The sequence below is a fragment of the Citrobacter sp. Cpo032 genome (assembly GCF_030332975.1).
GTDB classification, from domain to species: Bacteria; Pseudomonadota; Gammaproteobacteria; order Enterobacterales; family Enterobacteriaceae; genus Citrobacter; species Citrobacter portucalensis.
Genome location: NZ_JAOWGU010000014.1, coordinates 100,383 through 126,730, shown reverse-complemented (window position 1 = coordinate 126,730; position 26,348 = coordinate 100,383). Strand labels below are relative to the sequence as shown.

The 26,348-nt window shown below is 50.4% G+C and carries 25 protein-coding genes and 1 pseudogene; 16 read left to right on the top strand and 10 right to left on the bottom strand.

What is annotated here, in order from left to right; all coding sequences use genetic code 11:
- Positions 1 to 97: 97 nt before the first annotated feature.
- The gene (mobB, locus tag OGY33_RS00665) at positions 98 to 601 is read right to left on the bottom strand and encodes a molybdopterin-guanine dinucleotide biosynthesis protein MobB (protein WP_003825338.1); all 504 of its coding nucleotides are present in this window, start codon (positions 599 to 601) and stop codon (positions 98 to 100) included.
- Positions 598 to 1,182 (bottom strand): molybdenum cofactor guanylyltransferase MobA, encoded by a 585-nt coding sequence (mobA, locus tag OGY33_RS00660; protein ID WP_191238971.1) that lies wholly within the window; start codon positions 1,180 to 1,182, stop codon positions 598 to 600. The genes mobB and mobA overlap by 4 nt, the downstream gene beginning before the upstream one ends.
- 69 nt (positions 1,183 to 1,251) lie before the next feature.
- Between mobA and OGY33_RS00655 the strand changes: the two genes are divergently transcribed.
- The 3 genes from OGY33_RS00655 (at position 1,252) to dsbA (ending at position 3,224) form a co-directional block, all read left to right on the top strand.
- Positions 1,252 to 1,521 carry a YihD family protein gene (locus OGY33_RS00655; protein WP_003028616.1) on the top strand — a complete coding sequence of 90 codons (270 nt, stop codon included), beginning with the start codon at positions 1,252 to 1,254 and terminating at the stop codon, positions 1,519 to 1,521.
- Positions 1,522 to 1,597: 76 nt separating this feature from the next.
- On the top strand, positions 1,598 to 2,584 hold the full coding sequence (locus tag OGY33_RS00650) for a serine/threonine protein kinase (RefSeq protein WP_191238970.1): 987 nt from the start codon (positions 1,598 to 1,600) through the stop codon (positions 2,582 to 2,584).
- A gap of 16 nt (positions 2,585 to 2,600) precedes the next feature.
- On the top strand, positions 2,601 to 3,224 hold the full coding sequence (gene dsbA, locus OGY33_RS00645) for a thiol:disulfide interchange protein DsbA (protein ID WP_003028621.1): 624 nt from the start codon (positions 2,601 to 2,603) through the stop codon (positions 3,222 to 3,224).
- A gap of 13 nt (positions 3,225 to 3,237) precedes the next feature.
- Here dsbA and yihG read toward each other — a convergent pair whose 3' ends face one another.
- Positions 3,238 to 4,092, bottom strand: coding sequence for a 1-acylglycerol-3-phosphate O-acyltransferase, YihG family (yihG, locus tag OGY33_RS00640; RefSeq protein ID WP_231587334.1), 855 nt, complete (start codon positions 4,090 to 4,092; stop codon positions 3,238 to 3,240).
- Here yihG and OGY33_RS00635 point away from each other — a divergent pair.
- The 3 genes from OGY33_RS00635 to spfP all read left to right on the top strand — a co-directional run bounded on the left by OGY33_RS00635 (position 3,986) and on the right by spfP (position 7,537).
- Positions 3,986 to 4,321: a hypothetical protein gene (locus tag OGY33_RS00635; RefSeq protein WP_230320052.1), complete on the top strand. Its 336-nt coding sequence runs from the start codon at positions 3,986 to 3,988 to the stop codon at positions 4,319 to 4,321. The two genes, yihG and OGY33_RS00635, sit on opposite strands and share 107 nt — an antisense overlap.
- A gap of 215 nt (positions 4,322 to 4,536) precedes the next feature.
- Entirely contained in the window at positions 4,537 to 7,323 is a 2,787-nt protein-coding gene (gene polA, locus OGY33_RS00630; RefSeq protein WP_191238969.1) for a DNA polymerase I, read from the top strand.
- A 166-nt stretch (positions 7,324 to 7,489) separates the two neighbouring features.
- The gene (spfP, locus tag OGY33_RS24530) at positions 7,490 to 7,537 is read left to right on the top strand and encodes a small protein SpfP (RefSeq protein ID WP_071892919.1); all 48 of its coding nucleotides are present in this window, start codon (positions 7,490 to 7,492) and stop codon (positions 7,535 to 7,537) included.
- Positions 7,538 to 7,656: 119 nt separating this feature from the next.
- Here spfP and yihA read toward each other — a convergent pair whose 3' ends face one another.
- Entirely contained in the window at positions 7,657 to 8,289 is a 633-nt protein-coding gene (yihA, locus tag OGY33_RS00625) for a ribosome biogenesis GTP-binding protein YihA/YsxC (protein ID WP_008786982.1), read from the bottom strand.
- Between the two features lie 209 nt (positions 8,290 to 8,498).
- Between yihA and OGY33_RS00620 the strand changes: the two are divergent.
- The 3 genes and pseudogenes from OGY33_RS00620 (at position 8,499) to hemN (ending at position 10,925) form a co-directional block, all read left to right on the top strand.
- Positions 8,499 to 8,684 (top strand): annotated as a pseudogene (locus OGY33_RS00620) (hypothetical protein).
- A 169-nt stretch (positions 8,685 to 8,853) separates the two neighbouring features.
- Positions 8,854 to 9,363 carry a Der GTPase-activating protein YihI gene (gene yihI, locus OGY33_RS00615; protein WP_003028627.1) on the top strand — a complete coding sequence of 170 codons (510 nt, stop codon included), beginning with the start codon at positions 8,854 to 8,856 and terminating at the stop codon, positions 9,361 to 9,363.
- A 188-nt stretch (positions 9,364 to 9,551) separates the two neighbouring features.
- Positions 9,552 to 10,925 carry an oxygen-independent coproporphyrinogen III oxidase gene (gene hemN / locus OGY33_RS00610; protein WP_100271694.1) on the top strand — a complete coding sequence of 458 codons (1,374 nt, stop codon included), beginning with the start codon at positions 9,552 to 9,554 and terminating at the stop codon, positions 10,923 to 10,925.
- Between the two features lie 87 nt (positions 10,926 to 11,012).
- Here hemN and OGY33_RS00605 read toward each other — a convergent pair whose 3' ends face one another.
- The 4 genes from OGY33_RS00605 to glnA all read right to left on the bottom strand — a co-directional run bounded on the left by OGY33_RS00605 (position 11,013) and on the right by glnA (position 15,397).
- The gene (locus OGY33_RS00605; RefSeq protein WP_020996121.1) at positions 11,013 to 11,123 is read right to left on the bottom strand and encodes a YshB family small membrane protein; all 111 of its coding nucleotides are present in this window, start codon (positions 11,121 to 11,123) and stop codon (positions 11,013 to 11,015) included.
- Between the two features lie 112 nt (positions 11,124 to 11,235).
- A complete protein-coding gene (gene glnG, locus OGY33_RS00600) occupies positions 11,236 to 12,645 on the bottom strand; it encodes a nitrogen regulation protein NR(I) (protein ID WP_286570928.1) in 1,410 nt (469 codons plus the stop codon).
- A 10-nt stretch (positions 12,646 to 12,655) separates the two neighbouring features.
- A complete protein-coding gene (gene glnL, locus OGY33_RS00595) occupies positions 12,656 to 13,705 on the bottom strand; it encodes a nitrogen regulation protein NR(II) (RefSeq protein ID WP_008786986.1) in 1,050 nt (349 codons plus the stop codon).
- Between the two features lie 282 nt (positions 13,706 to 13,987).
- Entirely contained in the window at positions 13,988 to 15,397 is a 1,410-nt protein-coding gene (gene glnA, locus OGY33_RS00590; RefSeq protein ID WP_008786987.1) for a glutamate--ammonia ligase, read from the bottom strand.
- A gap of 379 nt (positions 15,398 to 15,776) precedes the next feature.
- Between glnA and typA the strand changes: the two genes are divergently transcribed.
- Positions 15,777 to 17,600, top strand: coding sequence for a ribosome-dependent GTPase TypA (typA, locus tag OGY33_RS00585; protein ID WP_008786988.1), 1,824 nt, complete (start codon positions 15,777 to 15,779; stop codon positions 17,598 to 17,600).
- Positions 17,601 to 17,667: 67 nt separating this feature from the next.
- On the opposite strand, the gene OGY33_RS00580 is transcribed toward typA, so the two are convergent.
- Both OGY33_RS00580 and OGY33_RS00575 read right to left on the bottom strand, forming a co-directional pair.
- Positions 17,668 to 18,456: a DeoR/GlpR family DNA-binding transcription regulator gene (locus OGY33_RS00580; protein WP_008786989.1), complete on the bottom strand. Its 789-nt coding sequence runs from the start codon at positions 18,454 to 18,456 to the stop codon at positions 17,668 to 17,670.
- Between the two features lie 39 nt (positions 18,457 to 18,495).
- Positions 18,496 to 19,392, bottom strand: coding sequence for a sugar kinase (locus tag OGY33_RS00575; RefSeq protein WP_008786990.1), 897 nt, complete (start codon positions 19,390 to 19,392; stop codon positions 18,496 to 18,498).
- 172 nt (positions 19,393 to 19,564) lie between these two features.
- Here OGY33_RS00575 and yihU point away from each other — a divergent pair, with 172 nt between their 5' ends.
- The 6 genes from yihU (at position 19,565) to OGY33_RS00545 (ending at position 26,264) form a co-directional block, all read left to right on the top strand.
- Complete coding sequence (gene yihU, locus OGY33_RS00570) at positions 19,565 to 20,455, top strand: sulfolactaldehyde 3-reductase (RefSeq protein ID WP_191238968.1); 891 nt, start codon at positions 19,565 to 19,567, stop codon at positions 20,453 to 20,455.
- A gap of 25 nt (positions 20,456 to 20,480) precedes the next feature.
- A complete protein-coding gene (locus tag OGY33_RS00565; protein WP_008786992.1) occupies positions 20,481 to 21,368 on the top strand; it encodes an aldolase in 888 nt (295 codons plus the stop codon).
- A 31-nt stretch (positions 21,369 to 21,399) separates the two neighbouring features.
- The gene (locus tag OGY33_RS00560) at positions 21,400 to 22,410 is read left to right on the top strand and encodes a zinc-dependent alcohol dehydrogenase (protein WP_008786993.1); all 1,011 of its coding nucleotides are present in this window, start codon (positions 21,400 to 21,402) and stop codon (positions 22,408 to 22,410) included.
- A 69-nt stretch (positions 22,411 to 22,479) separates the two neighbouring features.
- Positions 22,480 to 23,913, top strand: a complete 1,434-nt coding sequence (locus tag OGY33_RS00555) for an MFS transporter (protein ID WP_191238967.1) — start codon at positions 22,480 to 22,482, stop codon at positions 23,911 to 23,913.
- A gap of 104 nt (positions 23,914 to 24,017) precedes the next feature.
- Positions 24,018 to 25,343 carry an MFS transporter gene (locus OGY33_RS00550; protein ID WP_048215206.1) on the top strand — a complete coding sequence of 442 codons (1,326 nt, stop codon included), beginning with the start codon at positions 24,018 to 24,020 and terminating at the stop codon, positions 25,341 to 25,343.
- A gap of 30 nt (positions 25,344 to 25,373) precedes the next feature.
- Positions 25,374 to 26,264: an aldose epimerase family protein gene (locus OGY33_RS00545; protein ID WP_048215205.1), complete on the top strand. Its 891-nt coding sequence runs from the start codon at positions 25,374 to 25,376 to the stop codon at positions 26,262 to 26,264.
- The last annotated feature ends 84 nt before the right edge of the window (positions 26,265 to 26,348 follow it).

Below are 26,348 nucleotides of genomic sequence, written 5' to 3'. Positions count from 1 at the left end.
ATGCGGCGTGCCGCCTTATCCGGCCTGCAGGGGCCGGGCTGAACGTATTTTGTAGGCCTGATAAGCGCAGCGCATCAGGCTCATCACAACACCACGGTTACCATCTTATCCATTGCGTAACAAAATCAGCAAGTTGCTGTATGTCGTTGATATCTAATAATGGAACATCTACCGCCAGCGGAACATCACTGGCAACCGCGATAACATATTCGTCTATCGCCAATTCTTCAGGACTATGCCCGCAACCGTCGCGAAAAAGCACGATCTTAGCGACAGGTTCATGCTTAAACCCTTCAACCAGCACTAGATCCAACGTCGCTGCATCCATCCGGCTTACCAGATATGCTAAATCCAGTTCGGGCTCTTCCGGTGTTTCTACCATTAATGCCCAACGTTGCTGGCTGGCGACCAGCGTTTGTGCTGCACCGGCTTTGCGCAGTTCATAGCTATCTTTACCGGGCTTGTCGACATCCATATTGTGATGGGTATGCTTAATCAATCCGGGACGTATACCTCTGGCACGTAGTTCCGGGATCAACTTTTTGAGCAGCGTGGTTTTTCCCGTGCCGCTCCATGCCGCAATGGCGAGTAATGGGATCATGATTTATCCTGCCATTTTGCAAGCTCTTCGGGGGTGTTCACGTTTACGAACGCATCTTTATGATCGCTGAAATCGACAGCATGGCCGCCAGCCAGACGCATAAAGACCATGACACGTCGTTCACCGGACTGAAGATAATCCTGCAGCAAAGGCTGCATCGAGCGGTGCATCAACGCAATGGTTGGGTGATCTCTTTCCCCATCATGCACCCAGACAACCGGTGCAGCTTTGCGTTGTTCTTTTAAACGAGCGACCAGATTGTGAGGAATATAGGGCATATCGCACGGGCAAAACAGAAACCACTCCCCCGTTTGCTGCAGGAATACCGATAGCATCCCGGCCAGTGGGCCAGGGAAATCGGCCAAGGAATCGGGAATAACTTTCAGGCCGCTTTGCTGGTATATATCCCGGTGGCGATTGGCATTAACCACCACGATTTCGACCTGCAAAGCGAGAATGTCGGCCACAAGCCGCCAAAGAGGTTTACCGTCCAGTTCAAGCAGACCTTTATCGGTTCCACCCATCCGTCTGGCCTTACCGCCAGCCAGCACAACCCCTGTTATTGCACTATCCAGAATCACTGATATCGCCTCTTTTAATGTGGGATTGACCCTGCTAACGTATCTGTATTGAGCCTAAGGAGCACAACCATGAAATGTAAACGTCTGAATGAAGTTATTGAACTCCTCCAGCCTGCCTGGCAGAAGGAACCCGATCTTAACCTGATGCAATTTTTGCAGAAACTGGCGCAAGAGTCAGGTTTTGACGGCGAACTGGCGGATTTAACTGATGACATTCTGATCTATCACCTGAAAATGCGAGACTCAGCGAAGGATGCTGTCATCCCAGGTATTCAGAAAGATTATGAAGAAGATTTTAAAACCGCACTACTCCGCGCTCGTGGTGTAATTAAAGAGTAAAAGCTTGTAATCGCCGCCACCGAAAGCGCTGCGAAATGATATCCTGAATCATTCGTAGTATTTTCCGGATGATGGGATGAACGACAACGCTTTTAATTTCCAGACGCTACACCCGGATACCATCATGGATGCACTGTTTGAGCAGGGGATCCGGGTGGACTCCGGGCTTACCCCGCTTAACAGCTATGAAAACCGTGTCTATCAATTCCAGGACGAAGACCGTCGACGCTTTGTTGTTAAGTTTTATCGCCCTGAACGCTGGTCTGTCGATCAGATCCAGGAAGAGCACCAGTTTGCTCTGGAACTGGTAAGCGATGAAGTCCCGGTAGCTGCGCCGTTGGTACTGAACGGCCAAACGCTGTTAAGCCATCAGGGTTTCCATTATGCGATCTTCCCCAGCGTCGGTGGACGACAGTTTGAAGCTGACAACATCGATCAGATGGAGGCGGTGGGGCGCTATCTCGGGCGTATGCACCAGACCGGATCCAAGAGTACTTTTGCCTTCCGACCGACGATTGGCCTTGAAGAATACCTGACTGAGCCGCGTAAAGTTTTTGAACACGCACAGCTTATCCCATCAGGGCAAAAAGCGGCTTTCCTGAAGGCAACGGATGCGCTTATCGCGGTGGTTACCGAACGCTGGCATACTCGTTTTACTACGTTACGCCTGCACGGTGATTGTCATGCCGGTAATATTCTGTGGCGCGATGGCCCGATGTTTGTCGATTTAGATGATGCCCGCAATGGTCCGGCTATTCAGGATTTATGGATGCTTCTCAATGGTGATAAAGCTGAACAACGCATGCAGCTAGAAACCATTATCGAGGCTTATGAAGAGTTTAGTGAGTTCGACATCTCTGAAATCGGACTGATAGAACCTTTACGCGCTATGCGTTTAGTTTATTATCTTGCCTGGCTGATTCGACGTTGGGCTGACCCTGCGTTCCCAAAAAACTTCCCGTGGTTAACCGGGGAAGATTACTGGCATCGTCAGACCGCGACCTTTATTGAGCAGGCAAAAATTCTGCAAGAGCCCCCCTTACAATTAACGCCAATGTATTAATCGGAGAAACTTGAACATGAAAAAAATATGGCTGGCGCTGGCTGGTATGGTCTTAGCTTTTAGCGCATCTGCAGCGCAGTTCCAGGATGGTAAACAATACATCACCCTGGAGAAGCCTGTTGCGGGTGAACCGCAAGTGTTGGAGTTCTTCTCCTTCTACTGCCCGCACTGCTATCAGTTTGAAGAAGTGCTTCATGTATCTGATAACGTGAAGAAAAAACTGCCGGAAGGCACCAAGATGACCAAGTACCACGTCGAGTTTCTCGGGCCGTTGGGCAAAGATCTGACGCAGGCATGGGCGGTTGCAATGGCGCTGGGCGTTGAAGATCAGGTCACTGTTCCGCTGTTTGAAGGGGTTCAGAAAACCCAGACCGTTCAGTCTGTTGCTGATATCCGTAAAGTGTTTGTCGATGCGGGTATTAAAGGCGAAGACTATGATGCGGCATGGAACAGCTTCGTAGTGAAATCTCTCGTGGCACAGCAGGAAAAAGCAGCGGCTGATTTACAGCTGCAGGGCGTTCCGGCGATGTTCGTGAATGGCAAATATCAGGTCAACCCGCAGGGCATGGATACCAGCAGCATGGATATCTTTGTACAACAGTATGCGGATACCGTGAAATACCTGGTCGGTCAGAAGTAAAAGCAAAAGCCGGTCACTGACCGGCTTTTTTATTTGCAGCTTTAATCGCGTCGAGCTGCGCGTCTTTCTCACTCCACAGCGTATTCAACCACAGCTGAAAGCGGCGCTTGAATGCCTTATCGTTCACGTAATCACCGTGTAACTCTTCATGGATTGGCTCCAGATTCACCCGCACGACAATCCTCGTTAGCTTACCGCTCAGCATATCGTAGAACGGTCGGCTACTGTTTTCCGGATAGCACAACGTGACATCCAGCATTTTATCGAACTGTGACCCCAGCACATTTAATGCCATCGCAATACCGGCCGCCTTGGGTGGGAGCAGGTTTTGATAAGGAGAACGGGTTTGCTCACGCTTCTCATGAGTAAACCGCGAACCTTCGACAAAATTCACAATGGTTGTCGGGTGCGCACGAAATTTCTCGCAGGAACGACGCGTCGTTTCGACATCTTTACCACGGCGTTCCGGATGGCGAAGCAGATAGCCACGTGAATAGCGTTTCATAAACGGCATATCCAGAGCCCAGCAAGCCAGGCCAATAAAGGGCACCCAGGCCAACTGCTGCTTGAGGAAATATTTATTCATCGGGATGTGCTTACGGAACAGAACGCAAAGCACAACGATATCGGCCCAGCTGTAATGATTACAAATGAGCAGATACCAGTTTTTCTTGCTAAGACCTTCCAGTCCTTCAACATCCCACTTCAGCCGTGGATTAAGGTGCAGCAGTAGCGCCAGACCTTCACACCAGCAGTACATCATGAAATTACAGAAGACAGAAACCTTGCGCCAGACGACAGGAATGGGCAAAAGGAGTTTCACAACCCCGGCAAGGATGATCGGCACAGAACAAAAAATCGTGACCAATATGGTCAATACGATACTCAGCAACAGCGTTATCGCAGCGAGTATTCTCGTCATAATTAAATTATTCAAAAGGTTAGCCATAGACAGTGCGCGAAAGAGGCGCAAGGGGCTGATTTTATCAGAAAACGAACCAAATGATGGATCTTCCCTGAATAGAAAAAAAGAGAATATCTATCCACATCAGGATATAAGCTGTAAAAATGGAATAAAATGCCGTGAGTTTATTTAACCAATTGAAAATGTTGTATAAATACAATGGAGCATTAATTGCCTTGCTATATTTAAAGAGCTGAAAATTATTTATTCACAAAGTTATCCACAGCTATCTTTGCGAGCAAAGCAGAAGATCTGCAAAAGTTTTTCGACAAATGCGGCGAAAAACTCATGTTTTCATCCTGTCTGTGGCATCCTTTACCCATAATCTGATAAACAGGCACGGACATTATGGTTCAGATCCCAGAAAACCCACTTATCCTTGTAGATGGCTCATCTTACCTGTATCGCGCATACCACGCGTTCCCACCGCTGACTAACAGCGCAGGAGAACCTACGGGCGCGATGTACGGTGTCCTCAACATGCTGCGTAGCTTGATTCTGCAATATCAACCAACCCATGCAGCGGTGGTATTCGACGCCAAGGGTAAAACCTTCCGTGATGAATTATTCGAACATTATAAGTCTCACCGCCCACCGATGCCGGACGATCTGCGTGCGCAGATTGAACCTCTGCATGCGATGGTAAAGGCGATGGGGTTGCCACTGTTGGCTGTTTCTGGCGTGGAGGCGGACGATGTTATCGGTACGCTGGCGCGGGAAGCAGAGAAGATCGGTCGCCCGGTGCTGATTAGTACCGGTGATAAAGATATGGCTCAGTTGGTGACGCCGAATATCACCCTAATCAACACCATGACCAATACGATCCTCGGCCCGGAGGAAGTGGTGAATAAGTACGGCGTCCCGCCGGAACTGATCATCGATTTCCTGGCGCTGATGGGGGATTCCTCAGATAACATTCCTGGCGTTCCAGGCGTAGGCGAAAAAACCGCTCAGGCACTACTGCAGGGGCTGGGTGGGCTGGATACCCTCTATGCCGAATCAGACAAAATAGCGGGGCTGACCTTCCGTGGTGCGAAAACCATGGCAGGTAAACTTGAGCAGAACAAAGAGGTGGCGTACCTCTCTTATCAATTGGCTACCATCAAAACGGATGTTGAGCTGGAATTGACCTGTGAGCAGCTTGAAGTGCGTCAGCCCGCTGCAGAAGAACTGCTTGGCCTGTTTAAACAGTATGAATTTAAACGTTGGGTTACCGACATTGAAGCGGGTAAATGGCTACAGGCGAAAGGGACGAAGCCGGCGGCAAAACCGCAAGAAACTATTGTCGTCGATGAAACGCCTGAGGAGCCGGCCACGGTTCTTTCGTATGAAAACTATGTGACGATTCTGGACGAAGCGACGCTGGAAGAGTGGATCGCTAAGCTGAAAAAAGCACCTGTCTTTGCCTTCGATACTGAAACTGACAGCCTGGACAACATTTCCGCAAATCTGGTTGGCCTGTCTTTTGCCATTGAACCGGGTGTGGCGGCGTATGTTCCTGTTGCCCACGATTACCTGGATGCCCCTGACCAGATCGCGCGCGACCGTGCGCTGGAGCTGCTAAAGCCGCTGCTGGAAGATGAGAACGCGCACAAAGTCGGGCAAAACCTGAAGTACGATCGCGGCATCCTGGCGAACTATGGCATCGAGCTGCGCGGCATCACCTTTGACACCATGCTCGAATCCTACATTCTTAACAGCGTCGCTGGACGACACGATATGGACAGCCTGTCGGACCGCTGGCTGAAACATAAAACCATCACCTTTGAAGAGATCGCCGGAAAAGGCAAAAACCAGCTGACCTTTAACCAGATAGCACTGGAAGAGGCTGGTCGTTACGCTGCGGAAGACGCCGACGTTACGCTACAGCTGCATCTGAAGATGTGGCCAGAATTGCAGCAGCATAAAGGGCCGTTGAACGTCTTTGAAAATATCGATATGCCGCTGGTGCCGGTTTTGTCTCGCGTTGAGCGCAACGGTGTGAAAATCGATCCGGCTGTTCTGCACAAGCATTCAGAAGAGCTGACGCTGCGTTTGAATGAGCTGGAGCAAAAAGCGCACGAGATCGCCGGAGAAGCGTTTAACCTCTCTTCCACTAAGCAACTGCAAACTATCCTGTTTGAAAAGCAGGGTATTAAGCCGTTGAAGAAAACCCCTGGCGGCGCGCCATCAACGTCGGAAGAGGTACTGGAAGAGCTCGCGCTGGATTACCCATTGCCGAAAGTGATCCTGGAATATCGTGGTTTAGCAAAACTGAAGTCGACCTATACGGATAAGCTTCCGTTGATGATTAACAAGAAAACCGGGCGCGTGCACACCTCCTACCATCAGGCGGTTACCGCCACCGGGCGCTTGTCTTCAACGGATCCAAACCTGCAAAACATCCCGGTACGTAATGACGAAGGTCGTCGTATTCGTCAGGCGTTCATTGCGCCAGAAGACTACCTGATTGTCTCTGCGGACTACTCACAGATTGAACTGCGTATCATGGCGCACCTTTCACGTGATAAAGGTCTGCTTACCGCGTTTGCCGAAGGGAAAGACATTCACCGCGCAACGGCGGCAGAAGTCTTTGGTTTACCGCTTGATTCCGTGACCAGCGAGCAACGCCGCAGCGCTAAAGCCATTAACTTCGGTTTGATCTACGGGATGAGCGCCTTTGGTTTGGCGCGCCAGTTGAATATTCCGCGCAAAGAAGCACAGAAGTACATGGATCTCTACTTCGAACGCTACCCTGGTGTGTTGGAATACATGGAACGCACCCGCGCGCAGGCGAAAGAGCAAGGCTATGTAGAAACGCTGGAAGGTCGCCGTCTCTATTTACCGGATATTAAATCCAGTAATGGTGCTCGTCGCGCTGGTGCTGAACGTGCGGCTATTAACGCCCCGATGCAGGGAACTGCCGCAGACATTATCAAACGAGCCATGATTGCCGTGGATGGATGGCTGCAAACCGAGCAACCGCGCGTGCGCATGATCATGCAGGTACACGATGAACTGGTGTTTGAAGTGCACAAAGATGATCTGGAAAGCGTCTCCAAAAAGATCCACCAACTGATGGAAAACGAGACTCAGATTGACGTGCCGTTGCTGGTGGAAGTCGGGAGTGGTGAAAACTGGGATCAGGCGCACTAAGGGTTTACTTAATAACGCGCCTTTTTCGTAACTAAGCAACATAAGAGAGAGCTTTTTGTGATGTCCATTAGAATTCCCTATGTAAGGAATGAAAAAAAATTACAAAAAGTGCTTTCTGAGCTGCTCAAAAAAGAGTAAAGTTATTCTCGTAGGGTACAGAGGTAAGATGTTCTATCTTTCAGACCTTTTACTTCACGTAATCGGATTTGGCTGAATATTTTAGCCGCCCCAGTCAGTAATGACTGGGGCGTTTTTTATTGTGCGAAAGAAAAGTTTTGCACATGCTGTAGGCCGGATAAGACGCGCAGCGGCGTCATCCGGCATATCGGTGGGTTATTCCCCTTCCTGCACCTCTTCAACCGGTGCCAGTTCACTAAACCAGCTATCCAGTTTTTGCCGCAGTTTGTCCACACCCAGTTTTTTCAGCGATGAAAATGCTTCTACCTGCACATCACCGTTAAATGCCAGTACGGCTTCACGTACCATATTCAGCTGCGCTTTGCGTGCACCGCTGGCCAGCTTATCTGCTTTAGTCAGCAGTACCAGAACCTGAACGTTGCTCTCAACTGCCCACAGGATCATCTGTTGATCGAGATCTTTTAACGGGTGACGAATATCCATCAGTACCACCAGACCTTGCAGGCTCTGACGCTTTTCCAGATATTCAGCCAGCGCGCGCTGCCATTTACGCTTCATTTCTTCTGGAACTTCGGCATAACCGTATCCTGGCAAATCGACCAGGCGTTTGCCGTCAACGACTTCAAACAGGTTGATGAGCTGAGTACGACCCGGCGTTTTAGATGTACGCGCCAGACCTTTTTGATTCGTCAGGGTATTTAGCGCACTGGATTTGCCTGCGTTGGAACGGCCAGCAAAAGCCACTTCGATACCGGTATCGGAAGGTAAGTGGCGAATATCAGGCGCACTCATCACAAAGTGCGTCTGTTGATAATTCAAGTTAGTCAAAGCAGTCCTCTCCATCAATCAGGGCTTTGCAGCGATTATACCTGAACCCCAGCAAAAGGCTGGTTTTTCGACGAGTGGGCTGTGTAAGTAAAAACCTCGCGCTTTGTGAGACATTGCCGACAGTTTCTATACGAGATGACAGAGTAAAAAATGACAGAACTAAAATAAATCATATGGTTACATTTGGGCGCTATTCTTAAAATCAGAAATTGTTACCCAGGTTACTTGTACGTTTAAACCAAAACGGTAAAGTAGCGTCCATAGCGAGGAAGCTGACAGGATAGACGACTCAGGATGAGGGTCAGGAGCGCCAGGAGGCGAAGACACAGGATTGTCAGGAAGACAAACGTCCGGAGACGTTAGTAAAAGGAAATGGAAACAACACGGAATGTTAGAGGCTAAGGGAAAAACAGGGTGTGTTGATAGCCAACAGGGATTGTAGAGCCCGTAAGGGTTGAGAGTCAGGAAAAAAGGCGACAGATTACTCTGTCGCCTTTTTTCTTTATTTCTGCTAGATTCCGGCGCAATTATATACTGAATAAAAACAGCCAAAGACGAATCATGATGAAACCAACTTCTACACCACGCGGTAAAGGTCCTGCAAAAGCGCGTCGTAAAACACGCGAAGAAATTAACCAGGAAGCTCGCGACCGTAAGCGCCAGAAAAAACACCGTGGTCATGCGGCAGGTAGCCGTGCGTCCGGTAGCGAAGGCGCATCTGGTGGCGGAAACCAAAATAAGCAAAAAGATCCTCGTATTGGCAGCAAAACCCCCATTCCATTGGGCGTGACCGAAAAAGTCACCAAACAGCACAAACCGAAGAGTGAGAAACCTATGCTTTCACCACAGGCTGAGTTGGATTTACTGGAAACGGATGAGCGCCTGGATGCGCTGCTGGAGCGTCTTGAAGCAGGAGAAACCCTGAGCGCGGAAGATCAGTCCTGGGTTGATGCCAAGCTGGATCGCATCGATGAGCTGATGCAAAAGCTGGGTCTTTCTTACGATGACGAGGAAGAAGAGGAAGAAGAAGAAAAGCAGGAAGACATGATGCGCCTGCTGAAAGGCGGCAACTAACGGTTTTACACCGTGGGTCTTCCCGTCCTGCTTATAACCCTTCCGGTTATATGTTATCTGGTGTGGTTATTCGTTAAACTACAGCGGTTGTCGCGGCGACAGAAGTGGCTGCGCAACCGACTTATCACCCGTACTGGGGTTAAGTCGGTACGCCGTACCCGCCAGAGACGCCATCGGAAGGAGTGAGCATGTCAGAGCAGTTAATAGACTGGGACCTGGCCCTGATCCAGAAATATAACTATTCCGGGCCACGATATACCTCGTACCCGACCGCGCTGGAGTTTTCTGAAGACTACGGCACTGAAGCATTTCTAAAGGCCGTGGCGCGTTATCCTGAGCGTCCTCTCTCGCTGTACGTTCACATCCCGTTCTGCCACAAGCTGTGCTACTTCTGCGGCTGTAACAAGGTCGTGACTCGCCAGCAGCATAAAGCCGATCAATACCTCGATGTCTTAGAACAAGAAATTATTCATCGCGCACCGCTGTTCGCCGGACGCCATGTCAGTCAGCTGCACTGGGGCGGCGGCACGCCAACGTACCTGAATAAAGCGCAAATCAGTCGTTTGATGTCGCTGCTGCGTAGCAACTTTAACTTTAACGACGACGCCGAAATTTCGATCGAAGTGGATCCGCGTGAAATTGAGCTGGATGTGCTCGATCATTTACGCGCTGAAGGTTTTAACCGCCTGAGCATGGGGGTGCAGGACTTCAATAAAGAAGTTCAGCGCCTGGTGAACCGTGAGCAGGATGAGGAATTCATCTTTGCGCTGCTGAATCATGCGCGTGAGATCGGTTTTACTTCAACGAATATCGATCTGATTTATGGTTTGCCAAAACAGACGCCAGAAAGTTTCGCCTTCACCCTGAAACGCGTTGCTGAGCTGAATCCAGATCGACTGAGTGTCTTTAACTACGCGCACCTGCCGACGCTGTTTGCCGCTCAGCGCAAAATTAAAGATGCCGACCTGCCCAGCGCGCAGCAGAAGCTGGATATCCTGCAGGAAACCATCTCTTCACTGACCGAAACTGGCTATCAGTTCATTGGCATGGATCACTTTGCCCGTCCGGATGACGAACTGGCCATTGCTCAACGCAAGGGTGTGCTGCATCGTAATTTCCAGGGTTATACCACCCAGGGTGATACCGATCTGCTGGGAATGGGCGTGTCAGCCATCAGTATGATTGGTGACAACTACGCGCAGAACCAGAAAGAGCTGAAGCGCTATTATCAGCAGGTAGACGAGCAGGGGGACGCGCTGTGGCGCGGAATTGCACTGACCCGTGACGACTGCATTCGTCGAGATGTTATTAAGCTCCTGATCTGCAACTTCCGCCTCGACTATGCCACTGTGGAACAGCAATGGGATCTGAACTTCGCTGACTATTTTGCCGAAGACCTGAAACTGCTGGCACCGCTGGCGAAGGATGGGCTGGTGGATGTCGATGAGAAGGGGATTCAGGTCACGCCGAAGGGCCGTCTGCTGATCCGTAATATTTGCATGTGCTTCGATGCGTATCTGCGCCAGAAAGCACGGATGCAGCAATTCTCGCGGGTGATTTAACGCTTTTCCGGGTGGCGCTTCGCTTATCGTGCCTACGAAAATCTCAATACGTAGGTCGGGTAAGCGAAGCGCCACCCGGCGAACCCGCTAGCTGAACAGCCCAACCAGCGCTGCGCACAATACTGCGGCGACCGCAGTTTGTGGCGTATGGCTTTCGACCGCACCGCTCGACAGCAGATTAATGATTGATTCCAGCATGATGACTTCCCCCCGTTAGTCGGGCACGATCATACTTAACTCATCGGAACAGTAAAGCGCAAAATAGCAGCTATTTGCGCTCAATTATTAATCTTTACACAGTGACGATATATCACTCCATTCCGAGTTCTTTTAGCTTACGCGTCAAGGTATTACGACCCCAACCGAGCAAGCGTGCCGCTTCCTGTTTATGCCCCTGGGTATGACGTAGCGCGGTAGTCAATAGCGTACGCTCCATCTCTGGTTGGGCCTCAGAAAGCAAGTTTTGATGACCGGAGCGTAATGCCCGATCCGCCCACTGTGCCAATAGCGTCGCCCAACTATCCGGCTGCATATGGGACGGTGCGTCTGGCACAGAGGTTTCAAACAGCTCGGTTGGTAAGTCCTGAATCAGTACTTCCTGCCCGGCGGCCATGACGGTTAACCAGCGGCAGGTGTTCTCAAGCTGACGCACGTTACCTGGCCAGGCCAGACGGGTGAGCGCAGCCTTGGTTTCCGGGTGTAATTGTTTGGCTTCCACCCCCAGTTCGCGGGCTGCCTCCTGCAGGAAATGACGCGCCAGGCGGGGGATATCTTCCCGACGTTCGCGCAGTGGCGGCAGATGTACCCGGATGACGTTCAAGCGATGGAATAAGTCCTCACGGAATTTGCCTTCCTGTACGCGCAGTTCAAGGTTTTGGTGCGTGGCGGCGATAATGCGAACATCTACTTTCACAGGCGCATAACCGCCCACACGGTAAAACTGTCCATCGGCTAATACGCGCAGTAAACGCGTTTGTACGTCCAGCGGCATATCGCCGATTTCATCGAGGAACAGCGTACCGCCGTCTGCCTGTTCAAAGCGCCCCTGACGAATGGTATTCGCCCCGGTAAACGCGCCTTTCTCGTGGCCAAACAGCTCAGATTCGATCAAATCTTTCGGGATTGCCGCCATGTTCAGCGCGATAAATGGCGCTTTGACGCGCGGGCTATGACGGTGCAACGCATGGGCGACCAGCTCTTTACCGGTTCCTGACTCCCCATTAATCAATACGCTGATTGAAGACCGGGACAGGCGACCAATAATGCGAAAGACGTCCTGCATTGCTGGCGCTTCGCCGATGATATCGGTTGTGGGGCCATTGATCTGAACATTACGCGGCTGCTGCTGTTCCTGATAATGACTGATGGCGCGCTCGACCAACGCCACGGCTTCATCAATATCAAAAGGTTTGGGCAGATAATCAAACGCCCCTTGCTGATAGGCGCTGACGGCGGCATCCAGATCGGAGTGCGCGGTCATTATGATGACCGGAAGCATCGGATGCCGCTGTTTAATCTGTTTTAACAGCGTCAGGCCGTCCATACCCGGCATGCGGATATCCGACAACAGCACGTCCGGCGTTTTGCTGGCCAGCGCGTCCAGTACCTCTTTACCACTTTCAAATGTGGTACAGCTTAGCCCTGCCCCTGCGAGCGCACGTTCAAGCACCCAACGGATGGAACTATCGTCATCAACGACCCAGACTATTCCTCGTTGCATAAACGTCACCTTATTTCCTGATAGGCAGGTAAACCGAGAACTCGGTATGACCCGGCCAACTGGTAAATTCAATTTTGCCGGAATGTTGATCAATCAAATTACGGGCGATAGATAATCCAAGGCCGGTACCGCCTTCGCGACCGCTAACCATTGGGTAGAACAGCGTATCCTGCAAATGCGAGGGAATACCTGGACCGTTATCCTCTACATCAATTCGTGCCGCCAGACGGTAACGCATGCCGTGTAGCGTGAGCTGAAACGCGGTACGGGTGCGCAGAATGATCTCGCCGCCTTCCGGTCCCAGCGCCTGCAAAGCATTGCGTACGATGTTCAGCAAAACCTGCTCGATCTGGTCCGGGTCGTGCAGTAATTCGGGCAGACTTGGGTCGTAATCCCGGATTAGCGTGACGTTTTCCGGCAGCTCCATCGAGACCAGCGCCACCACGCGTTCCGCCACTTTGTGAATACTTTCCGTGATGTGCATGCCGGGCTGTTGTGGCCCCAGCAGACGGTCGACCAGATTACGCAGGCGGTCCGCCTGTTCAATAATGACTTTGGTATATTCGGTCAGCGCCGGGTCCGGAAGCGCTTTACTGAGAAGTTGCGCCGCACCGCGTAATCCGCCCAGCGGGTTTTTAATTTCATGTGCCAGACCACGCACCAGATCGCGGGCAGCAATCTGCTGGGCGTGTTGGAGCTGTTCCTGACTCAGACGGCGCTGGTTATCCATAGGGGCCATCTCCAGCAAGATAAGGCCATCAGGCAGCCTCTGAGCGGTCACAGAGAGGATATGTGAGTGGCTGTCTATCACCAGCGTCACTTCGTTATCCGTAAAGCCCTGGCCTGCTTCCAGGCTTTCTCGCATCAGTCCGATGTTTAAGGAGAAATAACTCAACAGATCGGGAAGCGGGGTACCAAACAGTTTGCGGGAGCTTTGGGCGAGCAGCTGCTGTGCCGCCGGGTTGGCGTAATGTACAGCCAGCTCATCGTCGACGAGTAAGATGCTGTTGATTAAAGAATTGAGGATCTGCCCAGCATCGGGCAGCGTGCCGGTTGCCATTCAGCAGTCTCCTGAAAAGTGTTGCACCAATTTAGTGCATTATAGCTTTTTACATCAAAAAAGCGCGAAAAAGCAGGTTGTTAGTGGAGAAAAAAGCCCATCCGGGGATGGGCTACAGATGACTGGCAAACATAGATGCCGGATGGCGGCTTTGCCTTATCCGGCCTACAAGGTAATGTTACCCTCCAGGCCTGATAAGTTTGCGCCATCAGGCGTCCTATCATTCACCATCGATCTCAAGCCTGCCTGAGCAGGCTAAAAGTTCCACGGCAACTCAAACGATTAAACGCTGTAGTACAGCTCAAACTCTACCGGGTGCGGAGTCATACGCACGCGGTCATCTTCTTCGCGACGCAGCGCAATGTACGCATCGATCGCTTCATTGGTGAACACGCCGCCTGCGGTCAGGAACTCGCGGTCCAGATCCAGTTCTTTCAGTGCTTCTTCCAGAGAACCAGCAACCTGTGGGATCTCTTTCGCTTCTTCCGGCGGCAGGTCGTACAGGTTTTTGTCCATTGCTTCGCCCGGGTGGATCTTGTTCTTAATACCGTCAAGACCAGCCATCAGCAGCGCTGCGAAGCACAGGTACGGGTTAGCAGCCGGGTCCGGGAAACGCACTTCGATACGACGCGCTTTCGGAGAAGCAACTACCGGGATACGGATAGATGCAGAACGGTTACGGGCAGAGTAAGCCAGCATTACCGGTGCTTCGTAACCCGGGACCAGACGTTTGTAGGAGTTGGTGGTCGGGTTAGCCAGGGCGTTGATCGCTTTAGCGTGCTTGATTACGCCACCGATGTAGTACAGCGCCTGCTCAGAGAGACCCGCATATTTGTCACCGGAGAACAGGTTTACGCCGTTCTTGGACAGGGACATGTGGCAGTGCATGCCGGAACCGTTATCGCCAAACATTGGTTTTGGCATAAAGGTTGCGGTTTTACCGAAACGGTGAGCGACGTTGTGAACGACATATTTGTAGATCTGAATTTCGTCCGCTTTTTTGGTCATGGTGTTAAAGCGGGTCGCGATTTCGTTCTGACCAGCAGTCGCCACTTCGTGGTGATGCGCTTCAACAACCAGGCCCATTTCTTCCATGATCAGACACATGGTAGAACGGATATCCTGAGAAGAATCTACCGGAGGAACCGGGAAGTAACCGCCTTTCACGCCTGGACGGTGACCTTTGTTACCACCTTCGTATTTGGTGGAGGAGTTCCATGCGCCTTCGATGTCATCGATAGCCACGTGGGAACCGGAAATAGTTGCGCCGAAACGGATGTCGTCAAACAGGAAGAATTCTGGCTCTGGTCCGAACAGAACGGTGTCTGCGATGCCGGTAGAACGCAGATACTCTTCAGCACGTTTAGCAATGGAGCGCGGGTCACGGTCGTAGCCCTGCAGCGTACCTGGTTCCAGGATATCGCAACGGATGATCAGGGTAGACTCTTCAAAGAACGGGTCGATGAGAGCAGTAGACGCATCTGGCATCAGAACCATGTCTGATTCGTTAATGCCTTTCCAGCCACCGATTGAGGAGCCGTCAAACATTTTGCCTTCTTCAAAGAATTCGGCATTTACCTGATGAGCAGGAATAGTGACGTGCTGTTCTTTACCTTTGGTATCAGTGAAGCGTAAATCAACAAACTTCACTTCGTGTTCGTTCAGCATCGTCAAAACGTGTTCAGCGGACATACTTACTCTCCCGGATTGGTCATTGTCGTCGTGGTAACGAAGTCTTCAATTCTGCAAAAATTGGCCGTGTCGCCATAAAAAATATAAAGCGAAATCTGTGCCAACTTTTAAATTGCCCCTAAAAGGCGTTATCATGCGCACCATCGTGCAAAGGGGCTGCACCATGAAGGTTGTATTGCACCATTATAGTGCTTTAATGTGAACATTAAGCACCATATTGGTGCAAAGCATGTCAGATTACCCCTTTTAACGCTCCGTGAATGTGATCACAAAGAAACTCTGCAATACTTGTTTGCGGAGGATGTTTGTGATCCTGTTTTGTACTGCGATTAATCCGTGTACAATAACGCGCTATTTCTAAAATGCCTGAGGCAAAGTTGTGATCGAAAATTTGCGTAACATCGCCATCATCGCGCACGTAGACCATGGTAAAACGACCCTGGTAGACAAGCTGCTCCAACAATCCGGTACGTTCGATGCACGTGCTGAAACCCAAGAGCGCGTGATGGACTCCAACGATTTGGAGAAAGAGCGTGGGATTACCATCCTCGCTAAAAACACCGCTATCAAATGGAATGACTACCGTATCAACATCGTTGATACCCCGGGGCACGCCGACTTCGGTGGTGAAGTTGAACGTGTAATGTCCATGGTCGACTCTGTGCTGCTGGTGGTGGATGCAATGGACGGTCCGATGCCGCAGACGCGCTTCGTGACCAAAAAAGCCTTTGCCCATGGCCTGAAGCCAATTGTTGTTATCAACAAAGTTGACCGTCCTGGCGCGCGTCCTGACTGGGTTGTTGATCAGGTATTTGACCTGTTCGTTAACCTCGACGCTACCGACGAGCAGCTGGACTTCCCGATCGTTTACGCTTCTGCGCTGAACGGTATCGCGGGTCTGGATCACGAAGACATGGCTGAAGACATGACTCCGCTGTATCAGACTATCGTTGATCGTGTACCGGCTCCGAGCGTAGATCTTGATGGCCCGCTGCAGATGCAAATCTCTCAGCTGGACTACAACAACTACGTTGGCGTAATCGGTATCGGCCGCATCAAACGCGGTAAAGTTAAACCGAACCAGCAGATCACTATCATTGATAGCGAAGGCAAAACCCGTAACGGTAAAGTCGGTAAAGTTCTGACTCATCTGGGTCTGGAACGTATCGAGAGTGATATTGCCGAAGCAGGCGATATCATCGCGATCACCGGTCTGGGCGAACTGAACATCTCCGACACCATCTGCGATCCGCAGAATGTTGAAGCGCTGCCAGCTCTGTCCGTTGATGAACCGACCGTTACCATGTTCTTCTGCGTAAACACCTCTCCGTTCTGCGGTAAAGAAGGTAAATATGTTACCTCTCGTCAGATCCTTGACCGCCTGAACAAAGAGCTGGTGCACAACGTTGCGCTGCGCGTTGAAGAAACCGAAGATGCGGATGCGTTCCGTGTATCCGGTCGTGGTGAGCTGCACCTATCTGTTCTGATCGAAAACATGCGTCGTGAAGGTTTCGAAATGGCGGTTTCCCGTCCGAAAGTAATCTTCCGCGAAATCGATGGCCGTAAACAAGAGCCGTTCGAAAACGTAACGCTGGACGTTGAAGAGCAGCATCAGGGTTCTGTGATGCAAGCTCTGGGTGAGCGTAAAGGCGACCTGAAAAACATGAATCCAGATGGCAAAGGCCGCGTACGTCTTGACTACGTGATCCCAAGCCGTGGTCTGATCGGCTTCCGTTCAGAATTCATGACCATGACTTCCGGTACCGGTCTGCTGTACTCCACCTTCAGCCACTACGACGATGTTCGTGCGGGTGATGTGGGTCAGCGTCAGAACGGCGTACTGATCTCCAACGGCCAGGGTAAAGCAGTTGCGTTCGCACTGTTCAGCCTGCAGGACCGCGGTAAGCTGTTCCTGGGTCACGGTGCTGAAGTTTACGAAGGCCAGATCATCGGTATTCACAGCCGCTCTAACGACCTGACTGTAAACTGCCTGACCGGTAAGAAACTGACTAACATGCGTGCGTCTGGTACTGACGAAGCAACGGTTCTGGTTCCGCCGGTTAAGATGACTCTGGAGCAGGCTCTGGAATTCATCGATGACGACGAACTGGTAGAAGTAACACCAACCTCTATCCGTATCCGTAAGCGTCACCTGACTGAAAACGATCGTCGCCGTGCAATGCGTGGCGCGAAAGAAGAGTAATTAACACTCTTTTTCAGGTAAGCACAAAAAAGCCGCTGATTATCAGCGGCTTTTTTTATCTAAAAGATCAGGTCGTTTCCTGCTCTGCAATGACTAGCTCAATATTTTCTAAATCAAGCAATTGCTTGAATGAATTTGGTGGCTGGGAATCGGTAAAAAATGCCCGAATTTTACGCATATTACCGATGGATACAGCGGCTGAGGCGGTAAACTTAGTATGATCAGCAACTAACAGCGTATTACGTGCATGCTTAATCATCGTTTTGGCGACAAGCGCTTCGTTAACGTCAAATTCCAATAGTGTGCCGTCTTCCTCGATGGCACCAATACTGGTAATCAAATAGTCGGCTCTAAATCCTTCAATAAAGTTCACTGCTCCTGGGCCAACAATACCGCCATTATGAGCACGTAACGTTCCACCGGGCACCATAACCTCAAGATCTTGATTCTTATATAAGATCTGCGCAACACGAAGACTGTTAGTAATGATGCGAAGATCCCGACGGTTCAGCAAAGCTCGTGCGACGGCTTCCACCGTTGTACCAATGGTAATAAATACCGTACAGCGTTCAGGAAGGTAATCAGCAACCGCTTCCGCAATCGCTTCTTTTTCCTGGGTAAGGGACAACTCTCGCTGTTCAAAGGCGGTATTCATGACGCTGGATACACGTCCGGCTCCACCATGATGTCTGGTGATCAAGCCCTGTTCGCTTAACTTACGAATATCCCGGCGCACGGTTTGCGTGGACACGTCCAGCAATTGTGCGAGCTCTTCGATATTCATATAGCCGCGTTCTGTAATGTAATGAACAAGTTGATCGTGTCGCGGATTACCGGTGACTTCAATGATGCTCATGAATACTCCTGGACTTCTTCCCCGTAATTGTTGGCTATTTTACGCATAAAGTGACAAAAATGATTCGGTTTGCGCACGATTAGGAATTCCGGCTCGTCCGCCCGCCTGAGTGCATTTCATCGCCGCCACCGCACTTGCGAAGCGAATCGCCTGGTCAGTCGGCATTTGCTCTGCAAGAGCTGCTGCCATTGCACCATGGAAAACATCGCCTGCACCGGTTGTATCCACAACATTGACAGAAAATGCAGTCTGTTGACACATATGACCATTTTCGATCCATAGTGACCCTTCGCCGCCAAGCGTAACGTACACTTTACCATTAGTCTGCTCAGCGGCCAGTTTAAGTGCCTGTTGTGCATCATCTTGCCCGGTCATTCTCTTCAGACCTGGAGTTGAAAAAACGGCATGATCGGCAAGCGCCACCAATGGGGTTATATCTTGTGGTGTCATATCGGCATCCAACAGCGTTGGAACTCCGGCGGCACGTGCCAGTTCGAAGGATTTCAACGTCCCTTCATGCCAACGTACATCGGCCAGAACGATGTCATAACGGGAAAAATCAATCGACTCCAGCCACCTTGCATCCGTATCGAGATCCGGGCTTGGATAATTCACGATAATGCGTTCGCCATGCTGGTCGACCAAAATTGCGGACTGGGATGAACGGGAGTTCGGGTATTGCCGGCAGAACGCCGTATTGACCCCCCAGCTCTGAAGCTCGTTAAGCAAGGTATTCCCACAACTGTCATCGCCTACACGGCCTATAAAATCAACGTCAATACCAAGCCGGGCAATGGCGACAGCTGCTGTTGCCGCCGGGCCGCCACCTGTCTCCAGATATTGATTTGACTGATATTTCCCCCCGCCATCGGGCAGGTTGTTCAGAGAATAAATACGGTCCTGAACGGTGATTCCAACACATGCAATTCTGGTCATATTTGGTTAGTCCTGTGTGATCTTGTCTTCTTTTGTTCATTTTAATGACATAAATGATCAAATTAGTGACGTGTGTCTTGTTTTTAGTCATAAATTACAAATATGCTCAAAAACAGACGAAAACGAGTTTTTAATTGTAATTATTTTGTCAACCTGACACAGGAGAGCATTCATGACAACCGTTGCATTTTTGGGCTTGGGCCAGATGGGCAGCCCAATGGCTAATAATCTGTTGCAAAAGGGACATGCTTTGCGTGTGTTCGACGTAAACCAACAGGCAGTCAATGAATTAGTACAAAAAGGTGCGACTGCTGCTCAAACACCCGCTGAAGCCGCTAAAGGTGCCGAATTCATAATCACTATGCTGCCAAATGGCGACATCGTTCGGCAAGTTCTGCTGGGTAAAGATGGCGTCAGCGAAGGCCTGTCCCCCAATGCATTGGTTATTGACATGTCCACGATTCATCCATTGCAGACCGATGAGTTGATTCATGAGATGAAAGAGAAAGGCATCAGCATGATGGATGCTCCTGTGGGCAGGACGTCAGTTAACGCGATTGACGGCACGCTGCTGATTCTTGCTGGCGGAACGCCTGAACAGGTTGAACGTGCTCGCCCTGTGCTGATGTGTATGGGGAATGAGCTGGTGGAAGCTGGCGGTCCCGGTATGGGGATCCGCGTAAAGCTCATCAATAACTATATGAGTATTGCGCTGAACGCCTTGTCAGCGGAAGCCGCTGTTCTTTGCGAGTCATTGGGTTTGAGCCTTGATGTGGCCATTAAGGTCATGAGCGGTACTGCCGCAGGCAAGGGGCACTTTACGACAACCTGGCCTGGCAAGGTACTTAAAGGAGACCTTTCTCCGGTATTCATGGTGGACCTCGCGTTGAAAGACCTGCGTATTGCCGTCGATGTCGCTAGTCAGACCGGTGCGCCGCTCAATATGGGCATTGCAGCAGAAACCTATTACACCCGTGCCAGCGAGAACGGTCGAGGCCGTCAGGACTGGAGTGCGCTGTTATCTCAGGTTCGTCAGCAGGCTGGCCGACCAGATTCACTCTAAATTTTAAACAGTTACAGGAGTTATTATGTCTTCCCACAATACCCCATACACGCTGAAAGATATTTCTCGCCCTGGCGGTGGATTTGCCATGCTGGCCGTTGATCAGCGTGAAGCAATGCGTCTGATGTTTGCAGCGTCTGGACATCCTAAACCTGTTGCCGACAGCGTATTGACTGATTTTAAAGTTGCAGCAACACAAATTCTGTCTCCCTACGCTTCAGCGGTTCTGGCAGATAAACAATTTTGTCTCGATCAGATTGTCTCTCAAGGTGCAGTCGCTGATTCATGTGGACTGATTGTGGCGGCTGACCATTTTGTTCCGGGTAATGGTATTCCGGTTGATAGTGTCGAAATTGACAGAGCAATTGATCCGCATAAAGCCCGCGAAATGGGTGCAAAAGCCATGAAGTTGTTAGTGCTGTGGCGTGAAGATGAACCCGCAGAAGAACGTTTGGCTATGGTGGCTGAGTTTGTTCAACGCTGTCGTAGCGCAGGGCTGGTCAGCATCATTGAGCCGGTCGTTCGTCCTCCTCGTCGTGGCTGGGAATTTGACCGGGAAAGCGCCATCGTTGCCGCAGCGGCTGAACTCGGCTGCACCGATGCTGACCTCTATAAAGCTGAAATGCCATTAGGCGGCAAAGGTGATGAACAGACCCTACTTGCTGCGTGTCAAAAGTTGCATGAACAAATGAAAATGCCGTGGGTCATTCTCTCTTCTGGTGTTGATGCGGATATTTTTGGCCGCGCGGTCCGTATCGCCATGAAGGGTGGAGCTTCCGGATTCCTGGCAGGGCGTGCCGTTTGGGCATCGGTTGTTGGTGCTCAAGATCCGCAAACAATGTTGCGTGATGTGTCGGTTCCACGCTTACAACGCCTGGCAGAAATCGTCGATGAAGGGATTTCTCAGCGTTAATCACCCATTTTAACGAATCTGGAGAAGAACCATGGATAAGATTACCCAAGTTCTATTTTCTGATATTGGGAAGGTGACCACCCAATATGTTGAGCTGCCGCACCAGGAACTTAAACCGCAAGAAGTCCGCATTGCTCCGGTGTTTTATGGAATATGTGGCTCTGATCTGCATGTACTGAAAGGAGGACACCCATTTGCAAAACCTCCGGTTGTGCCTGGACATGAAATTGCGGCACGCGTAACTGAAGTGGGCAGTGAAGTAACGAATGTTAAGCCGGGCGATCATGTCGTAGTCGACCCAATTATGGCCTGCATGGAGTGTCGTGCTTGTAAAGCGGGTCGCTTTAATCTGTGTGAGCCGCCACAGGTTGCTGGCTTCCGGGCGCCGGGTTTTGCCCGCTCGCAGCACATTGTACCTGCACGAAACTGCCATGTTGCACCTGCTTCGTTACCACTAAAAGCACTGGCTTTCGCTGAGCCCGCAGCCTGCGCGCGTCATTGCGTGAGCCGTATGCCGAAAGCGTCATTGGAAAGTGTATTAGTGATTGGTGCAGGGACAATTGGTTTATCCATCGTTCAAGCATTGCGCATCATGGGCGCGGGAAAGATCACCGTCATCGAGCCTGATGCCGCCAAGCGCGCGTTGTCGTTAAAGCTAGGTGCCACGGAAGTCTGGGCTCCGGGGGAATTGGATGCACAGGTCCGTTTTACGGGGGCAATTGATGTTGTTGCCGCCCAGGCCACGCTGAATGATGCATTTACCCATGTTTATGCTGGCGGAACGGTAGTGTGCATGGGGGTACCGAGTGGCCCACGTGAAATTCCTCTTCCGATGATGCAGCGCTTTGAACGCGATTTGTTGAATTCCGGCATGTACATCCCGGAAGACTTCGATGCCGTGATTGAATGGCTTGCGGATGGGCGGTTTGACACCAGCGAACTGGTGACCGATCTCTTCCCTGTCGAAGATGCGGATAAGGCGTTTGAACGTGCGCAGCAAAATGACTCTATAAAAGTCATGCTGCAATTTGCTGAGGTTTGATGCTGTAACCCTCTGTCTGGCGCTGCTTAAGGGTAGCGCCATCCTACAACAATGAAAAAGGATGCTGCGATGAGTCACATCACCAGTCCTACACCTTACTCGATCGGTCGTCCCCAGGACGTGATTGATCTTGTTAATAAACATTCAGCAGTAAACACCAGTGTCGGCGTCATTTTTATCGCTCTTGGTGGCATTCTAATTGATGCCTATCAGGCGGCGATGGTGGGTTTTGGTAATAAATATATCGCATTGCAATTTGGTATTTCACCGGGGCTGGCGGCGACGGTTAACGCCTCTGTTTTAGTCGCCGCCCTGATTGGTGGATTACTGGCGAACCGTGTGATTAACCGCTTTGGTCAAAAGCGTGCATTTATCATCGGAATGGGCCTGTGCACAATAGGTGCCGCAGCTGTCGCGATAGCCCCGAACATCTGGTGGGTGCTGGTGTGTCGCGTAATCATGGGATTTGGCTTGGGTATTGATTTCCCGCTGGCAACAAATGCGGTGGCAGAACTACGCGGCTCAACATCTAAGAAAACCGGTTCGTCAGTTAATCTCTGGCAAATGGCCTGGTATGTATCAACTACGGTCGTCTATCTTGTGCTGCTTCCACTGTTGTTGTCGGGTATCGCGGAAGAGCAATTATGGCGCTATGGTATTTTCATTGGTGCTATTTTTGCCGTCATTATCATGATTCTGCGTTATTTCTTCATCGGTGAGTCTGCAATGTGGGCCGCACGAGTCGGACGTTATGATAAAGCCTGCGATATTCTGGCTAAACGCTATGGGGTTCATGCTCGCGTTGCTGCCAAACCAAAAAACGATGATTTTTCTGCTGAAAAAACAGAAAGTAAGTTTCATGGCGGCTATGGGATTTTATTTAACTCACGTTATCGCAAACGCACTATTCTCGGCTGCGTTGTGGCGACGATGCAAGCCTGGCAATATAACGCCGTGGGTGTTTATTTACCGCTGACTTTGGCGGGAATACTGAGCGGTGGATTAACAGGGGCTCTTAGCGGTTCTGCGGTAGTGAATGCCCTGTGTGGCATTACAGGTGGATTGATTGGTTCTCTTATCCTCCAGCGTTTGGGAACTCGCCTTCAGTCGATGTATGGTTTCGCCGTCGTAACGGTTGCATTACTGGCTTTAGGTGCATTAGCAACCACCAACCCATGGCTTTCTTTAGGTTTGTTGGGCGCAATCATTTTCTTCCATTCAGCGGGCCCGGGCGGCCTGGGAATGACCATTGCCACACTTTCTTATCCGCCATCTATTCGCCCGACAGGCGTAGGATTTGCTCGTGCAATTATGCGTACTGGGGCGATTGCCGGACTTATTTTCTGGCCTATGTTGTGGGGTGCATTAAAGACAGAAGCGTTCTATTGGCTGGCAATTGTTCCTTTTCTCGGCTTCCTGACATGCGTGTTGATTAAGTGGGAACCACTTGGTGCAAACGTTGACGCTGAAGACGCTGAGGTACTGGCTGAGTTGGATAAATAACAAGCAAGCGCGTCGCAACATGTCGACGCGCTTTTTCGTATAAATCCGCCGCTTTTTAAGTGATTTTATTGCGCAGATTTCTCGCCGACCCGGAGAGGAAAATTATGGCTGAAATAGAACATGTACCAGGGAAAGAGCTATCCGGCAAAGCCATGAGACGCGTTGTCATGGGCAGTTTCGCTGGCGCGTTGATGGAATGGTACGATTTTTTTATTTTCGGAACGGCGGCAGGGCTAGTCTTTGCTCCCCTGTTTTTCCCTGATAGCGATCCTTTTATTGGTTTAATCGCCGCATTCGCCACCTTTGGTGTGGGTTTTCTGTCACGTCCGCTTGGAGGCATTGTTTTTGGCCACTTTGGCGATAAAGTCGGTCGCAAAATAACGTTGATTTGGACGTTAGCGATAGTTGGTTCCTCAACGTTTTTAATCGGTTTCATTCCAACATACCAGGATATTGGTATCTGGGCCCCGATCATATTGATGGTTCTGCGCCTGGTTCAGGGGTTCGGTCTGGGTGGGGAATATGGCGGGGCTGCATTGATGACTATTGAATCTGCGCCTGAGGCGAAGCGCGGGTTTTTAGGTTCGCTCCCACAAACGGCAGCCTCAGTTGGGATAATGCTGGCGACAGGGGTGTTTGCATTATGCAATCACTTCCTGACTCAGGAAGAGTTTCTGGCCTGGGGATGGCGTATCCCTTTTTGGCTATCTGCCATCATGTTAATTGTTGGGATGTTTATACGGTTACATACTGAAGAAACACTGGATTTTAAAAAACAAAAAACGGCTGTCTCACAGGAACAATCAGCACCACCGTTGATTGAACTTTTCCGTAAGCATCCACGGAATATTCTGTTAGCGCTAGGGGCCAGGCTGGCGGAGAGCGTTTCGTCGAACATCATTAATGCCTTTGGTATTGTCTATATTTCCAGCCAGTTGGCATTATCAAGGGATATTCCACTCAACGGCATGCTAATCGCCTCAGCAATTGGCATTGTGTGTTGTCCATTAATTGGTTGGATCTCTGACCGCGTTGGGCAACGGAAGATGTATTTATTTGGCGCTGGTTTTTGCATCCTTTTTGCATTCCCATTCTTCCTGCTGCTGGATACGAAAAGCACACTTATCATCTGGTGCTGCATGATCCTTGGCTATAACCTGGGGCCAACGATGATGTTTGCAGTACAACCCACCTTATTTACTCGTATGTTCGGAACACGAGTGCGCTATACGGGTCTTTCCTTTGCCTATCAGTTCTCAGCAATTCTGGGTGGGTTAAGCCCGCTCATTGCCTCCAGCTTGTTGGCGCTGGGAGGCGGGAAACCGTGGTATGTAGCACTGTTTCTGTTTGTTATCTCAATACTTTCATTCATTTGCGTCTGGCTTATTGAGCCACATTCAGACAATAAAAATGACGCTAATAACATTTAACTTCTTACCGAAATATCAGAGAGCAATAACATGAACAATGAATTGAATACTGAGCATTATCAAGCATTACAACGTGCTTTTGATACCGTCTGGCCGGGACCGATCGGCCAACCTATTTTTCTGGAAAAAGGACATCTACGTCTGCAAATTTTTCCGCGCGATGGTGCCAGAATCACCTCGGTTCAGGCGTTTGGTTTTGAAGTGTTACGTCAATGGGAGCCACAGCGTAAAGCATTTCAGTATGGCTGCTTTCCTATGGTTCCTTGGGCAGGCCGCCTTGGCGATGCAACATTGACCGTGGGGGAGAAACAGTACGTATTACCTGCTAACAAACCGCCTCATGCTCTACATGGTATGGCCTGTTATTCATCATGGGAAATTGTCGAACATAAAGCGGATACCTTGAAACTGCGCATGCCACTGGGCGCTCCCTGGCCCTGGCAAGGAGAGGTCCTGCAGACGCTGACTCTTGAAGACGATGCGTTAATTCTGCGACTTGAAATTCACACCATGTCTGAAACTTTTCCGGCATCTGCTGGATGGCACCCCTGGTTTGCAAAACAACTGGGCCAGCAGAATGAAGAAGATGAATTACTGGTATGTTTTAAGGCCGACTGGCAGGAAGAAGCCGGGAATAATGAGTTACCAACAGGTAATAAAATCCCCCCACAATCAGGCCCGTGGGATGACTGCTTTGGTTTTAATGATGGTCTCAATGTCAGATTACAGTGGCCAGGTAAGCTGAGTATGACGATGACATCGAGTGCGCAAAGCCTGGTTGTTTTTGACAAACAGCCCGACGCAACATGTGTCAATCCGCTTACTCAGGCGCCAAATGCGATAAATAGGACACCGCAGTTTGTCAGTGCAGGTCTTCCGTTGGTGATTGAATCGCGCTGGCAATTTACACAGGAATTCTGATGGCTTAGCCAATAATCCCGACAGGGACTCATAGTCAAACTTCTCCTTTCCCGCTACAGTTATTCATCCACGGCGAATAAGGAG